The organism is Paracidovorax sp. (genome assembly GCF_057642795.1).
In genome coordinates this window covers 276,385-290,486 of record NZ_JBXYZY010000001.1, presented here as the reverse complement: position 1 = coordinate 290,486, position 14,102 = coordinate 276,385, and the positions used below count along the sequence as shown (strand labels likewise).

Genomic DNA, 14,102 nt, shown 5'->3' with positions numbered 1-14,102 from the left:
AAGCACCCAGCCGCCCCAGAAAGCAGACAAGGACCCAGGCCATGGACATTCCCCCACCCCTCCCGCCGGAGCCTCCCCGCAGTGGCCATGCCGCGGCATCGGAAGCGATGTGTGCAGACAACCCCGCCATGCCGGCCACCGCGCCTCCCGGCGACGCGGTGGCCGTGCAGGCCCTGGCACAGCGCCTGAACTACCTCTTTCGCCGAATCCAGCGGCATCCGCACGTATTGCAGAAGTCGCTGTTCATCTACCGGGAGGTCCCCCTTCCATGACAGGCATCCCCGCCCCCCTGGCGCTGGACCGCGAAGCCCTGGCACGCGACATCCGCTCGCTACCCTCCCTGCCCACCGTGGTGCAGGAACTCATGCGGCTGCTGCGGCAGGAAGTCCCGATCGAGGTCATCTCCAATACCCTTCGGCTCGACCAGGCCCTGTCCATCAAGGTGCTGCAGCTGGCCAATTCGCCGCTCTACGGCCTTTCTGGGCGCATCGGCTCGGTGCGCGACGCGATCAATGTCCTGGGCCTGCGGCAGCTCGGCGGTTTGGTGATCGCCGCGGCGCTCGCCATGCACTTCAACAAGCTCCACGGACAGTCGCTGCCCATGAATACGCTCTGGCGTCACTCCATCGGCTGCGCGGTCGCATCGCGCCATCTCGCCCTGCTGGCGGGACTGGACAGCGCGGCCGCCTTTACAGCCGGCCTGCTGCACGACGTGGGCCGCCTGGTGGTGATCCGGCACTATCCCGTGGAAGCAGCGCAGGCCATCGCCTGGGCCGAACAGAACGACCTGTCCCACTGCGAGGCGGAGCTCCTCCTGCTCGGCATAGACCACACCGAATTGGGCGAATGGGTGTGCCGCCACTGGCGCTTCGGCAGCGACATCGTGGAAGCGATCGCCGGCCACCATCACCCGCCGCCCGCGGGCCCGGTATCGTTGATCGACGTGGTGCACGCCGCCAACGCCATCACCCACGCGCTGGACCTCGCCTGTGCGGACACCGAGGCCGTCCCCGACGTGAATCCCATGGCGTGGGAACGGCTGAACGTGCCCGAAGATGACCTGCCGGCCCTGTTCGCCCGCATAGAAAGCGAATTCAACGAACTGCAGTCCCTGCTCAGCCTCTCGAAGGAGACGACGACATGACATCCCTCGCCCTTTCCACGCCGGTCCATGCCGCGAAGCTGGCTGAAATGTCGGACGAGCAGATCCGCTCCATCGCGGGCGATCTGCTCAAGGCCAACAAGGACCTCCAGGAGCTCAACAGCAAGCTGTCGGATGCGCAGAGCAAGCTCATGCAGTCCGAAAAGCTCGCCTCCATCGGGCAGCTCGCCGCCGGCGTGGCGCACGAAATCAATAACCCCATCGGCTTCATCTTCTCCAACTTCGGCACGCTGGAACAGTACCTCGATGACCTCTTCCAGATGCTGGACGCCTACGAAAAGGCCGAGCCCCATATCGGCGACGGCAACACGCTGGCGCGCATCCGCCAGCTCAAGGCCGAGCTGGACATCAAGTACCTCAAGGAAGACATCCCCAACCTGATGGGCGAGTCGCGCGACGGCATCCAGCGCGTGCGAAAGATCGTGCAGGACCTCAAGGACTTTTCCCGCGTGGACGCCCGCCAGGAATGGGAGAGCGTGGACCTGCACGCGGGCATCGACTCCACGCTCAACATCGTCAATAACGAGATCAAGTACAAGGCCGACGTGGTCAAGCACTACGGCCCGCTGCCCGAGGTGCAGTGCCTGCCCTCGGAAATGAACCAGGTGTTCATGAACCTGCTGGTCAACGCGGCGCACGCCATCCCGGCCGAGCGGGGCACCATCACCATCAGCACGGGGGTGGACGGCGCCAACGCCTGGGTGGAAGTGGCCGACACCGGCGCCGGCATCGCGCCCGAGAACCTGCAGCGCATCTTCGACCCCTTCTTCACCACCAAGCCGGTGGGCAAGGGCACGGGGCTGGGTCTTTCGCTGTCCTACGGCATCGTGCAAAAGCACGGTGGGCGCATGGAAGTGAGCAGCGAACTGGGCGTGGGCACACGGTTCCGGATCACCATCCCCATCCACCACGCCCCGTCCCCGCAGGCCGAAGCCCAAGCCACTCATTGAATGCAGCGCAGCGGCGCCGAGCGGCACAGCACGATCAGCGACAGCACCCAAGCCCCACACCCGCACAACCGCCATGGACACCACCACACTGCCCCCTGCCGTCCCGCAAGCGGTCCATACCGCTTCGGAAGTCCCCGCACTCACGGCGGCCGCATCGGCCCCCGGCGCAGCCTGGACGGTGCTGTGCGTCGATGACGAGCCCAGCATCCTTTCTGCCCTGAAGCGGGTGCTTCGTTCCGAAGACTGCAAGGTGCTGCTGGCCGGTGGCGGATTGGAGGCACTGGCGCTGCTGGAGGAACACCCGGTGGACGTGGTGGCGAGCGACATGCGCATGCCCGGCATGGACGGGGCCGAGCTGCTCGCACAGGTGCGGGCACGCTGGCCCGGCACCTCGCGCATCCTGCTCACCGGATATGCCGACATGAAGGCCACCATCGCGGCCATCAACGAAGGGCAAATCTACCGCTACATCCACAAGCCCTGGGAAGAGGACGAACTGCGACTCACGGTGCGCCAGGCGGCGGAGCGCCGCCTTCTCGAGCGCGACCGCGACGCCCTGCAGGCGACGACCCAGTCGCAGAACGAGGAACTGCGCGCCCTCAACACCGGGCTGGAGCTGCGCGTGCAGGAGCGCACCACGGAGCTGCGCGAGGCCAACGAACGGCTGCGGCGCAACTATCTCACCAGCATCAAGATCTTCTCCAACCTCATGGAGCTGCGCAGCGGCGTGCTGGCCGGGCACGGTAAGCGCTGCGCCCACCTGGCGCGCAAGGTGGCCGCCGCGATGGCCATGCCGGAAGATGCGGTGCAGGACGTGTTCGTGGCCGGCCTGCTGCACGACGTGGGCTTCATGGCCCTGCCCGACAGCATCCTGAGCACCCCCGTGGCCAAGCTCTCCGCGCCGGACATGGCGCTCTACCAGCGCCATCCCGTGCTCGGCGGCCAATCGTTCATGGCGCTGGACGACCACCAGGCCGTTGCGGCGCTGATCCGTTCGCACCACGAACGGTTCGACGGCACTGGCTTTCCGGAGCAGCTCAAGGGCGCCGACATCAAGCTGGGCGCACGCATCCTGGCCGTGGTGGACACCTACGATGACCTGACGCACGGACACCTCACGGGCGCCGCGCTGAACGAGGCCGAAGTCCGCACCCTGATGCAACGCGGGCGCGGCACCCAGTTCGACCCCGAGGTGCTGGACGTCTTCCTCCACGTCACGTTGGAGGAAAAACCCAAGCCCATCCGGCTGGAATCCGTCGCTCTCGACGACCTGCAACCGGGCATGACCCTCGGCAAGGACCTTCTGTCCAAGGAAGGCGTGTTGCTGCTGTCGGCCGGCCACGTGCTGTCGGCGGACATGATTGGCCGCATTCGCAGGTACGTGAAGACCGAGGGGCTGCACCTGACCCTCGACATACGGATGCCCCCCGAATGAGCATCTGCTGCCGCGTTTCCAGGCGCCGCGCGGCGGGGCCGACGCAGTAGGCCGCAGAGCGCCAGAGACGGGGCGCGCACGCTGCGAATCTGCTATTTATTCAATAGCATGATACCCAGGAGAATCAAGCGCCGTCGGCACATCAGACCCCATGACCGCGCCGAAGCAGCAGCCCCCTGGACCGCGCGCTCACAAAAAGTCAAAAGATTCTTAATGCAGAGTTAAGCGCGCGGCACGACAATCGCGCCCCATGCGCCTGATACCGCCTTTTCTCGCGCTGCAATCGGCCGTGCCCGCTTCGTCGCGCAACGGCCATGCAGCTCCTGCCGCCGCCTCCCCCACCGTCCACCCCGCCCGCCTGATCGTGCTGATCAGCCTGTGGCTGGCCACGGCCTGCAACCTGCCCCTGTGGCGCGCTGTGATCGACCTGCCAGGCGGCATGAGCCTGCAGCGCGCAGGCTTCCTGGCGGCCTTCATGGTCATCGTGGCCGCCGGCACCGCCGCCGTACTGGCCCTGCTGGCCTGGGGGCGCGCCGCCAAGCCGGTGCTGATCTTCGCCGTGCTGGCGGCGGCCTTCGGCGCCTACTTCATGCTGGCCTACGGCATCGTGATCGACGCCAGCATGCTGGCCAACGTGCTACAGACCGATACGCGCGAAGCCACCAGCCTCTTCACGCCGCGCCTGCCCATCACCGTGGCGGCGCTATCGGTGCCCGCCATCTGGTGGCTGCTGCGCCAGCGGGTCACGCGGTTGCCCTGGCTGCGCCTGGCCTTGCACCAGGTGCTGCTGATCGTGGGCAGCACGGCGGTGGCCGCGCTGATGCTGCTGTGGGTGTTCCAGCCCTTCGCCTCCACCATGCGCAACCACACCCAGCTGCGCTACATGATCAACCCGCTCAACAGCTTCTACGCCGTGGGCAACCTGGCGGCCCAGCCTTTCCGGCAAGACCGCGGCCCGCTGCAACCCGTGGGCGCAGACGCCCGGCTGGGTGCGAGCTACACCGCGCAGGCCAAGCCGCCGCTGCTGGTGCTGGTGCTGGGCGAGACGGGTCGCAGCGGCAACTTCGCGCTCAACGGGTACGGGCGGCCCACCACGCCGCTGCTGTCGGCACGCGACGACCTGGTGACGGCACGCGATGCCTGGTCCTGCGGCACCAGCACGGCCACCTCGGTGCCGTGCATGTATTCGCACCTGGGCAAGGAGGCCTACGAATCGCGCAAGGGCCGCTATGAAAGCCTGATCGACGTGCTGCACCATGCGGGCCTGGCCGTGCTGTGGGTGGACAACCAGGGCGGCTGCAAGGGCGTGTGCGACCGCATCGGCGAGACCAACACATCGTCCGCCAACGTACCGGGCCTGTGCCCCGACGGCGAATGCCTGGACATGGTGATGCTCAAGGACCTGGACCAGCGCATCGCCGCCCTGCCCGCCGAACGGCGCGCCCGCGGCACGGTGGTGGTGCTGCACCAGATGGGCAGCCACGGCCCTGCGTACTTCCGCCGCTCAGCGCCGGACCGCAAGCCCTTCCAGCCCGAATGCAAGTCGGTCAACCTGCAGGAATGCAGCAAGGAAGAACTCTGGAACGCCTACGACAACAGCATCGTGGAAACCGACCACTTCCTGAACGAAACGATACGGTGGTTGCAATCGCGTGCCGACACCGCACAGACCTCCATGATCTACGTGTCCGACCACGGCGAATCGCTGGGCGAGAACAACCTCTACCTGCACGGCATGCCCTATTCCATCGCGCCCGACGTGCAAAAGCACGTGGCCTGGATCACCTGGGTCTCGCCGACCATGGAGCAGCGCCGCGGCCTCACCACGGCCTGCATGCGTTCGGCCATGGGCGACAAGCACATCACGCACGACAACTATTTCCACTCGGTGCTGGGCCTGCTGGATGTACAGACGGGGGTGTACAAGCCCCAGCTCGACCTGTTCAACGGCTGTGAAGGCAAGGCGCCTCAAGCCAAGCGCTAGCGATCCGAACGGCACGCAGCGCCCCCGAGGCCCTGGCGCCTTGCGTGCCTTGCAAGCGAAGAGCCCGCGCCGCCTTCACAGGCAGCGCGGGCTTTCTTTATCGGCCTGAATCAAGGCCCGGCCCCATCAGCCCCTCGACTCAGTCCAACTGGCCCTGGCAGAGGTACTTGGTGTGCAGATCGTCGTCCAGCCCGTGGGTCGAACCCTCGCGGTCGTAGCCCGATTCCTTCACACCGCCGAAGGGCATTTCGTTGGCGGCGGCGATCTCGGCGTTGGCACCGGCCAGCACCGAGGCGCCCTTCGCCAATGCGACATTGAAGGCGATGCGGGCATCGCCAAGTGTTTGCGCCACATCGTCATCCAGTCGCCGTTCAACCACACGCATTGCCCCAGCGAACGGCTGCTCCAGCACCAGCGCTGAAGGCTGACCTGCGAACCAGAAGCAAAAGCGCCCCAGGCACAGGCTTCTGGCACGTTGTTGAACAATTTGGCGCATACTTTGCGTCTTTCCCCAGCGCCGCAGGGCTGGGGGGAGACACTCTTGCGGAGCGCACGGATAGCGGCGCAGCGCTGCAACCGCCCGGCGGGCGGCTGCACGCGATACGGTGCAGAGCTCCGGGCAAGGGTGCAGCCCCCGGGCTCGGACGACTCACCCGACCTCACCCCCATCACATGTTGAACCGCACCACCCTCTCCTTGCTGCAGCGCGCCGGTGAAGCGCTGTATGCCGCCCAGCGCGCCGTAGCGCAGGAAGTCCAGTCCCAGGCCGAAGGCGTGGTCCACGCCGTAGCCACCACCCCGTTCAGCCCGGACGCGGACCGGGCCTATGCCCAACTGCGCACCGTGGCCCGCCTCTCTCAGGAACTGCAGGCCATGGATGAGCAGCTCCGCGCCCTCTACGGCTCGGCCGCCGCCATGCAGGCGCCCGAAACCCAGGTGCTGGCCGCGCTGGCGCTCCATGCCCCCGCAGCCCGCAAGGCACGGGCGGGCGCCGATTCTTCAGCCCCGCGTGCCGCGCATACCGCCCAGGGCAACGCCTTGGCGCAGGATGCCGAGGTCAAACACCCCCGGGCCGCGCCTGGTCCTGCCGGGCGCGCACGCCGCTTGTCCTCCGCCCCCCGCCTGAGCGGCAATGATTCCAAGGTGCTGGGCTATCTGCAACGCACCTTGAAGAGCGAGGGCTGGACCGAGATGACCCATGCCGCCATGGCGCGCGGCGCAGGCATCCCGTTGGGCTCCATCGGCGTGGCCGTCAAGCGGCTGCTGAAGGCCGGCGTGCTGGTGGAAGGCGCACGCGGGCATTACCGCCTGGGCTGACAGGCGAATGGTCTTGGGGTGGTTCAGCACTGCGGATCCGCTCCTGAAAAAATAGCTGCACGCGCTTTTTCCATAAGCGCTGCAGCTATTTTTCTTTCAAATGTCTCCCCATCGACGCCATGCCCGGCTCGGGCACGACAGCCGCGCTCAAGTCCGCGCCAGCGCCACGCCGGCTGCCGCCGCGCACAGCGCGGCTCCGATGCGGTCCTGCGAGGCGACGTCGAAGCTGCGCCCCGTCCCGGTGAACGGCACCTCGGCCGGCCGCACGTTGTGGCTCTGGCCGCCTTCGATGCGCCGAGCGAAGATGGTGTTGAGCGGCGTCACCCGCAGGTTCGCGGCCAGGTTGGCATCGGGCGTGTGCCGCGGGTGCGCCGCGTGTCCGCCGGGCCCGGGCACCGCGATGTCGAAGCGGTCCGCCGCCGCCCTGATGGGGCCGGGTCACAGCTGGCGTGCGCCGACCGTCCCAGTTCCACCATGGGCGACGCGGAAATAGCGACGGTCATGGGTGAGAAATTTCTGAACACGGGGCGCGCCACGGCAGCGAATTGCGTTGTGGCCCTCCGGCGCCGGAGTTTGTGAGGCAGCGGCGGGCCCCAGCCCCCGTCAGAACAAGGTGCCCTGCCCCCGCGCCAGCGCATGGCGGAACTGCGAGGCATCCAGCACCGTGCGCTCGCGGTTCAGGCCCAGGCGGCGGCAGGCCGTGTGGAAGCGCTGGCGCAGCAGATCGGCCCAGAGGCCGGTGCCCTTCATGCGCGTGGCGTGGTCGCTCTGGTAGGCCTTGCCGGCGCTGCGGGCGGCCTCGTCCAGGCCGTGCAGGTCCTGGATGCGGGCCATCACGCGGGCGGCGCGCTGCGGGTAGTGCAGTGCCAGCCAGTCGCGCATGAGCGGGTTCAGTTCCCAGGGTAGGCGCACCACGGTATAGAAGGCCGAGGTGGCGCCGGCCTCGCGCGCGGCTTCGAGCACCTGCTCCATGTCTTCGGTGAGGAACGGGATCTGCGGCGCCACGCTCACGCCCACCGGCACGCCGGCCTCGGCCAGCGCGCGGATGGTGCGCAGCCGGCGGTGGGGCGCGGCGGCTCGCGGCTCCAGCACGCGTGCCAGGGCGCCGTCGAGCGTGGTGATGGTGACGTAGGCGGCGGCCAGCCGGTCGCGGGCCAGGGGAGCGAGCAGGTCCAGGTCGCGCTCCACGCCGCTGGACTTGGTGATGAGCGAGAACGGATGCCGCGTCTCGGCCATCACCTCGATCAGCGCGCGCGTCAGGCGCAGCTCGCGCTCCACCGGCTGGTAGCAGTCGGTGGCCGAGCCGATGTTCACGGCCGTGGGCACGTGCGAGGGCCGCGCGAGTTCGGCGCGCAGCACCTCGGCGATGTTGCGCTTGGCGATGATGCGCGTCTCGAAGTCGATCCCCGGCGACAGGTTGAGGTAGCTGTGCGTGGGTCGGGCGTAGCAATAGACGCAGCCGTGCTCGCAGCCGCGGTAGGGGTTCACCGCCTGCTCGAAGAAGATGTCGGGCGAATCGTTGCGGGTGAGCGCGCTGCGCGCCGTCTCCCAGATCACCTCGGTGGCCGGCGGCTGAGCAGGCTCGGCCGCGCCCGATTCGAGCGTGCCCCAGCCGTCGTCGAACGCGTCGCGCTCGTCGCGCATGAAACGGTGGGCCGTCTGCGCAGCGATGCCTCGGCCCTTCAGGGCCGCGACCGGAATGCGGACCTCATCGTTCATGGCTGCGTCAGATACTGTTCAAACATACAGCCATTGTAGTGAGCGCGGCTTTGCGTGCCGGCCGCTGTGATTACCCCGGCACCCGGGTGCGGAATGCGCAGCGGCGCCGGAGCCCCTGGGCTACAGTCCCGCCCTTTCACCGCACGAGGACTTCCCTCCCGCACTTCTTTCCGTTTTTTTCTCCCGCCTTGACCGAGGACTTCACCATGGCTCTTGCACGCTCGCCCTCCATCACCCTTTCGTCGCTGGACGTGGACCGTATCGAGGCCCTGATGGCCGGCATTCCGGCCAGCGCCTTCGCCGGCAAGGCCGCGCTGCAGGCCGAGCTGGACCGCGCCGAGGTGCTGGCGCCGGCCGACATGCCGCCCGACGTGGTGACGATGAATTCGACGGTGGAGTTCTCGATCCGCGAGACCGGCAAGACCTTCTGCCTGAGCCTCGTCTATCCGCGCGACATCGACGGCAGCGCGGACCGCGTCTCGATCTTCGCGCCCGTGGGCAGCGCGCTGCTGGGCCTCTCGGTGGGCGACGAACTGAGCTGGCCCGGCCCGGGCGGCCAGCCGATGACCATGCAGGTGCAGCAGATCGTCTATCAGCCCGAGCGCGCGGGCGATCTGCACCGCTGAGCGGCTGAACTGCCGAACGGCGGCATGAAAAACCGCCGTGGCAGCGCAGGGGTGCGGCGGCGGTTTCAGGGATCAGCTGTGGTTGGAACTGCGATCGGCGCTCAGCCCAGCGCCAGCCGTTCGCGCGCGGCCTGGTATTCACGGCGCAGCTTCTCGACCAGTTCGCCCGCGCCGCTGATGCGGTCGATGGCGCCGATACCCTGGCCGCAGCCCCAGATGTCCTTCCAGGCCTTTTTGGCGTCGCCGCCGAAGTTCATCTTGCTCGGGTCGGATTCGGGCAGGTGCTCCGGGTCCAGGCCCGCCGCGCGGATCGAGGGCGCCAGGTAGTTGCCATGCACGCCGGTGAAGAGGTTGCTGTAGACGATGTCGTCGGAGGTGCCATCGACGATGGCCTGCTTGTAGGCCTCCTGCGCGCGCGCCTCGTGCGTGGCGATGAAGGCCGAGCCGATGTAGGCGAAGTCGGCGCCCATGGCCTGCGCGGCCAGGATGGCGCCGCCCGAGGCGATGGAGCCCGACAGCGCCAGCGGGCCGTCGAACCACTGGCGGATCTCCTGGATCAGCGCGAACGGGCTCTTCACGCCCGCATGGCCGCCCGCGCCCGCCGCCACGGCGATCAGGCCGTCGGCGCCCTTCTCGATGGCCTTGTGCGCGAACTTGTTGTTGATGATGTCGTGCAGCACCACGCCGCCCCAGCCGTGCACGGCCTGGTTGACGTCCTCGCGCGCGCCCAGGGACGTGATGACGATCGGCACCTTGTACTTGGCGCAGACCTGCATGTCGTGCTCCAGCCGGTCGTTGCTCTTGTGCACGATCTGGTTGATGGCGAAGGGCGCGGCGGGGCTTTCGGGGTGGTCGCGGTCGTGCGCGGCCAGGGCCTCGGTGATCTCGGCCAGCCATTCGTCCAGCAGCTCGGCCGGGCGGGCGTTGAGCGCGGGCATGGAGCCGACGATGCCGGCCTTGCACTGGGCGATGACGAGCTGGGGATTGCTGATGATGAACAGCGGCGACCCGATGACGGGCAGCGAGAGCTTTTGCAGCACGGGCGGCAGGCGGGACATGGGGAGTCTCCTTTTATGAATAAAAAGCGGCTGTAGCGCTTATCCAGCCTGCGCTTACAGCTATTATTTTAATAGCAAATCATCAGGCACGGCCAACGGCACAGGCCGTGGCGCAGCCGCTGAGGGCGATGTGCTCCATCAGAACGCTTCCAGCGCCAGTGCGGTCACGCTGGCCGCGCCTTCGACGATGGCGTCGCGCTGGGCGCCGGTGCGCACCAGCAGGTGGTCGGCATAGAAGCGCGCGGTGGCGATCTTGGCGCGCAGGAAGGCTTCGTCACGGCCCTGCGGCAGCAGCGCCTGGGCCGCCAGCAGCGCCCGGCCCAGCTGCCAGCCGGCCATCAGGTTGCCGGCCAGCATCAGGTACGGCACGCTGCCCGCGAAGACGGCGTTGGGGTCGGTCTTGGCGTGGGCCACGACGAAGTCCACCACCTGCAGGAAGGCTTCGCGCGCGGCCTTCAGGCGGCGGGCCACGGCCTGGGCGTCTTCGGTGCCGCTGGCGGCCAGATCGGCCTCGGTCTTCTCGATCTGCGCGGCGATGGCTCGGGCCGAGCGGCCACCATCGCGTGCCGTCTTGCGGCCCACCAGGTCGTTGGCCTGGATGGCGGTCGTGCCTTCGTAGATGGTCAGGATCTTCGCGTCGCGGTAGTGCTGCGCGGCGCCGGTCTCTTCGATGAAGCCCATGCCGCCGTGCACCTGCACGCCCAGGCTGGTCACTTCCAGGCTCATCTCGGTGCTGTAGCCCTTGACCAGCGGCACCATGAATTCGTAGAACGCGGCGTTGGCCTGGCGCATGTCCGCATCGGCATGGTGGTGCGATGCGTCGTAGGCGGCGGCGGCCGTGGCTGCCATGGCGCGGCAGCCCTCGGTCACGGCGCGCATGGTCATGAGCATGCGGCGCACGTCGGGGTGGTGGATGATGGGCGCACTGCCGGGCAGGCTGCCGTCCACCGGGCGGCTCTGCACGCGGTCGCGGGCGTATTGCACGGCCTTCTGGTAGGCGCGCTCGGACACGGCGATGCCCTGCAGGCCCACCGCGTAGCGCGCCGCGTTCATCATGATGAACATGTATTCGAGGCCGCGGTTCTCCTCGCCCACCAGATAGCCCACCGCCCCGCCATGGTCCCCGAACTGCAGCACCGCCGTGGGCGAGGCCTTGATGCCCAGCTTGTGTTCGATGGAGACGCAATGCACGTCGTTGCGCTCGCCCAGGGAGCCGTCGGCATTCACCAGGAACTTGGGCACCACGAAGAGGCTGATGCCCTTGACGCCCTCGGGCGCGCCGGCCACGCGGGCCAGCACCAGGTGGACGATGTTGGCGGCCATGTCGTGCTCGCCGTAGGTGATGAAGATCTTGGTGCCGAAGACCTTGTAGCTGCCGTCACCCTGCGGCTCGGCCTTGGTGCGCACCAGGGCCAGATCGCTGCCGGCCTGGGGCTCGGTCAGGTTCATGGTGCCGGTCCATTCGCCCGTGACCAGCTTTTCCAGATACGTGGCCTTGAGCTCGTCGCTGCCGGCGGTCAGCAGCGCCTCGATGGCGCCGTCGGTCAAGAGCGGGCACAGCGCGAAGCTCATGTTGGCGCTGTTGAGCATCTCGCTGCAGGCCGCGCCGATGGTCTTGGGCAGGCCCTGCCCACCAAAGTCCACCGGGTGCTGCAGGCCCTGCCAGCCGCCTTCGGCGTATTGGCGGAAGGCCTCCTTGAAGCCGGGCGTGGTCGTGACGCGGCCGTCCTTGAAGCTGGACGGATTGCGGTCGCCCTCCACGTTGAGCGGCGCCACCACGCCTTCGGTGAACTTGGCGCATTCATCGAGCACCGCCTGCGCGGTGTCCAGGCCAGCTTCCTCGAAGCCGGGCAACTGGGCGACCTGGGCGATGCCGGCCAGGTGTTCGATGGCGAAAAGCATGTCCTTCACGGGGGCGACGTAGCTCATGATTCTTGTCTCCGGGCAAAAATTGTCGAAAAAAAGGCATCGCGAACGATGCCTTTGTCAGCGCTGGCTGGAAGTCAAAGAGCCTTGACGAGCTCTGGGACGGCGGTGAACAGGTCGGCCTCCAGGCCGTAGTCGGCCACGCTGAAGATCGGCGCTTCGGGGTCCTTGTTGATCGCCACGATCACCTTGGAGTCCTTCATGCCGGCCAGATGCTGGATGGCGCCCGAGATGCCTGCTGCGAGGTAGAGCTGCGGCGCCACGATCTTGCCGGTCTGGCCCACCTGCAGGTCGTTGGGGGCGTAGCCCGCATCGACGGCAGCGCGGCTCGCGCCGATGGCCGCGCCCAGCTTGTCCGCCAGGGGGGTCATGACTTCGTTGAACTTCTCGGCGCTGCCGAGGGCCCGGCCGCCCGAGACGATGATCTTGGCGGCGGTGAGTTCGGGGCGGTCGCTCTTGGTGACTTCGCGGCCGACGAAGCGGCTCTTGCCGGAATCGGCTGCGGCAGCGACCTTCTCGACAGCGGCCGAGCCCCCCGTGGCGGCAGCGGCGTCGAAGCCGGTGGTACGCACGGTGATGACCTTCACGCTATCCGCGCTCTGCACGGTGGCGATGGCGTTGCCGGCGTAGATGGGGCGCTCGAAGGTGTCCGGGCTGTCCACCTTGGTGATGTCGCTGATCTGGGCGACGTCGAGCTGCGCGGCCACGCGTGGCGCGGCGTTCTTGCCGCCGGCCGTGGCGGGAAAGAGGATGTGGCTGTAGCTGCCGGCGATGGCCAGCACCTGGGCGGCCACGTTCTCAGCCAGGCCGTCCTTGAGGCTTTCGCCGTCGGCCTGGATCACCTTGGAAACGCCGGCGATCTGTGCGGCGGCCTGCGCGGCGGCATCGGCGCCCTGGCCGGCCACGAGGACGTGGACGTCGCCGCCGCAGGCTGCGGCTGCGGTCACGGTGTTGAGCGTGGCGGGCTTGATGCTGGCGTTGTCGTGTTCAGCGATGACGAGTGCGGTCATGTTCGTGTTCTCCTGCGCTGGTTGTTCTTCAGATGACCTTGGCTTCGTTCTTGAGCTTGTCCACCAGGGTGGCCACGTCGGGCACCTTGATGCCGGCGCCGCGCTTGGGCGGCTCGGAGACCTTCAGCGTCTTCAGGCGCGGCGTGACATCGACGCCCAGGTCTTCAGGCTTGACGGTGTCGAGCGGCTTCTTCTTGGCCTTCATGATGTTGGGCAGCGTGACGTAGCGCGGCTCATTGAGGCGCAGGTCGGTGGTGATCACGGCCGGCAGCGTGAGGGCCAGGGTTTCCAGGCCGCCATCGACTTCACGGGTGACGTTGACCGCATCGCCGCTCACCTCGACCTTGGAGGCGAAGGTGGCTTGCGGCAGGCCCGCCAGGGCGGCGAGCATCTGGCCGGTCTGGTTGGAGTCGTCGTCGATGGCCTGCTTGCCCAGGATGATCAGCTGGGGCTGTTCCTTGTCCACCAGGGCCTTGAGCAGCTTGGCCACGGCCAGGGGCTGCAGCTCCTGCGTGGTTTCCACCAGGATGCCCCGGTCCGCGCCGATGGCCATGGCCGTGCGCAGGGTCTCCTGGCACTTGGCGTCGCCGCAGCTCACGGCGATGACCTCGGTCACCACGCCTTTTTCCTTCAGCCGCACGGCTTCTTCCACCGCGATTTCGTCGAAGGGGTTCATGCTCATCTTCACGTTGGCGATGTCCACACCCGTGCCGTCCGACTTCACGCGGACCTTCACGTTGTAGTCCACCACACGCTTGACCGGGACCAAAACCTTCATTGCTGCGGCTCCTTCATTCTTGCTGGTTGAATTGACGTTACGTAAACCGGATTCATTCTATGTCCGGGCTCCCGCCCGGGCCGACCAGCGCGGCCCTCCAGGGCTTGGGGACAAAAACGAACGATCGTGCTTTTTCA

General features: G+C 67.6%; 12 protein-coding genes and 2 pseudogenes. 7 read left to right on the top strand and 7 right to left on the bottom strand.

Annotated features, from left to right (window positions below; translation table 11 throughout):
* The first annotated feature begins 41 nt into the window (after positions 1 to 41).
* The 5 genes from AC3A84_RS01320 to AC3A84_RS01300 all read left to right on the top strand — a co-directional run bounded on the left by AC3A84_RS01320 (position 42) and on the right by AC3A84_RS01300 (position 5,531).
* A complete protein-coding gene (locus tag AC3A84_RS01320; protein ID WP_487967945.1) occupies positions 42 to 272 on the top strand; it encodes a hypothetical protein in 231 nt (76 codons plus the stop codon).
* Complete coding sequence (locus AC3A84_RS01315; RefSeq protein ID WP_487967944.1) at positions 269 to 1,144, top strand: HDOD domain-containing protein; 876 nt, start codon at positions 269 to 271, stop codon at positions 1,142 to 1,144. Before AC3A84_RS01320 ends, AC3A84_RS01315 begins: the two co-directional genes overlap by 4 nt.
* The gene (locus AC3A84_RS01310) at positions 1,141 to 2,112 is read left to right on the top strand and encodes an ATP-binding protein (protein WP_487967943.1); all 972 of its coding nucleotides are present in this window, start codon (positions 1,141 to 1,143) and stop codon (positions 2,110 to 2,112) included. Before AC3A84_RS01315 ends, AC3A84_RS01310 begins: the two co-directional genes overlap by 4 nt.
* A gap of 73 nt (positions 2,113 to 2,185) precedes the next feature.
* The gene (nosR, locus tag AC3A84_RS01305) at positions 2,186 to 3,547 is read left to right on the top strand and encodes a response regulator c-di-GMP phosphodiesterase, NosR family (RefSeq protein WP_487967942.1); all 1,362 of its coding nucleotides are present in this window, start codon (positions 2,186 to 2,188) and stop codon (positions 3,545 to 3,547) included.
* A gap of 250 nt (positions 3,548 to 3,797) precedes the next feature.
* Positions 3,798 to 5,531 carry a phosphoethanolamine transferase gene (locus AC3A84_RS01300; protein ID WP_487967941.1) on the top strand — a complete coding sequence of 578 codons (1,734 nt, stop codon included), beginning with the start codon at positions 3,798 to 3,800 and terminating at the stop codon, positions 5,529 to 5,531.
* Positions 5,532 to 5,670: 139 nt separating this feature from the next.
* Here AC3A84_RS01300 and AC3A84_RS01295 read toward each other — a convergent pair.
* Positions 5,671 to 5,865 (bottom strand): annotated as a pseudogene (locus tag AC3A84_RS01295) (aldehyde dehydrogenase family protein); the annotation flags it as partial.
* Positions 5,866 to 6,203: 338 nt separating this feature from the next.
* Here AC3A84_RS01295 and AC3A84_RS01290 point away from each other — a divergent pair.
* Positions 6,204 to 6,848 carry a PIN domain-containing protein gene (locus AC3A84_RS01290; protein WP_487967940.1) on the top strand — a complete coding sequence of 215 codons (645 nt, stop codon included), beginning with the start codon at positions 6,204 to 6,206 and terminating at the stop codon, positions 6,846 to 6,848.
* Positions 6,849 to 7,004: 156 nt separating this feature from the next.
* Here the strand turns inward: AC3A84_RS01290 and AC3A84_RS01285 are convergent.
* Positions 7,005 to 7,286: pseudogene (locus tag AC3A84_RS01285) on the bottom strand (amidohydrolase); the annotation flags it as partial.
* 165 nt (positions 7,287 to 7,451) lie between these two features.
* Positions 7,452 to 8,567 carry a PA0069 family radical SAM protein gene (locus AC3A84_RS01280; protein WP_487967939.1) on the bottom strand — a complete coding sequence of 372 codons (1,116 nt, stop codon included), beginning with the start codon at positions 8,565 to 8,567 and terminating at the stop codon, positions 7,452 to 7,454.
* Positions 8,568 to 8,773: 206 nt separating this feature from the next.
* Between AC3A84_RS01280 and rnk the strand changes: the two genes are divergently transcribed.
* Positions 8,774 to 9,193, top strand: a complete 420-nt coding sequence (gene rnk / locus AC3A84_RS01275) for a nucleoside diphosphate kinase regulator (protein WP_487967938.1) — start codon at positions 8,774 to 8,776, stop codon at positions 9,191 to 9,193.
* A 101-nt stretch (positions 9,194 to 9,294) separates the two neighbouring features.
* On the opposite strand, the gene AC3A84_RS01270 is transcribed toward rnk, so the two are convergent.
* The 4 genes from AC3A84_RS01270 to AC3A84_RS01255 all read right to left on the bottom strand — a co-directional run bounded on the left by AC3A84_RS01270 (position 9,295) and on the right by AC3A84_RS01255 (position 13,965).
* Positions 9,295 to 10,251 (bottom strand): NAD(P)H-dependent flavin oxidoreductase, encoded by a 957-nt coding sequence (locus tag AC3A84_RS01270; protein ID WP_487967937.1) that lies wholly within the window; start codon positions 10,249 to 10,251, stop codon positions 9,295 to 9,297.
* Between the two features lie 138 nt (positions 10,252 to 10,389).
* A complete protein-coding gene (locus AC3A84_RS01265; protein WP_487967936.1) occupies positions 10,390 to 12,180 on the bottom strand; it encodes an acyl-CoA dehydrogenase in 1,791 nt (596 codons plus the stop codon).
* 74 nt (positions 12,181 to 12,254) lie between these two features.
* Entirely contained in the window at positions 12,255 to 13,187 is a 933-nt protein-coding gene (locus tag AC3A84_RS01260) for an electron transfer flavoprotein subunit alpha/FixB family protein (protein ID WP_487967935.1), read from the bottom strand.
* Between the two features lie 28 nt (positions 13,188 to 13,215).
* A complete protein-coding gene (locus AC3A84_RS01255; RefSeq protein ID WP_092936983.1) occupies positions 13,216 to 13,965 on the bottom strand; it encodes an electron transfer flavoprotein subunit beta/FixA family protein in 750 nt (249 codons plus the stop codon).
* Positions 13,966 to 14,102: the final 137 nt, after the last annotated feature.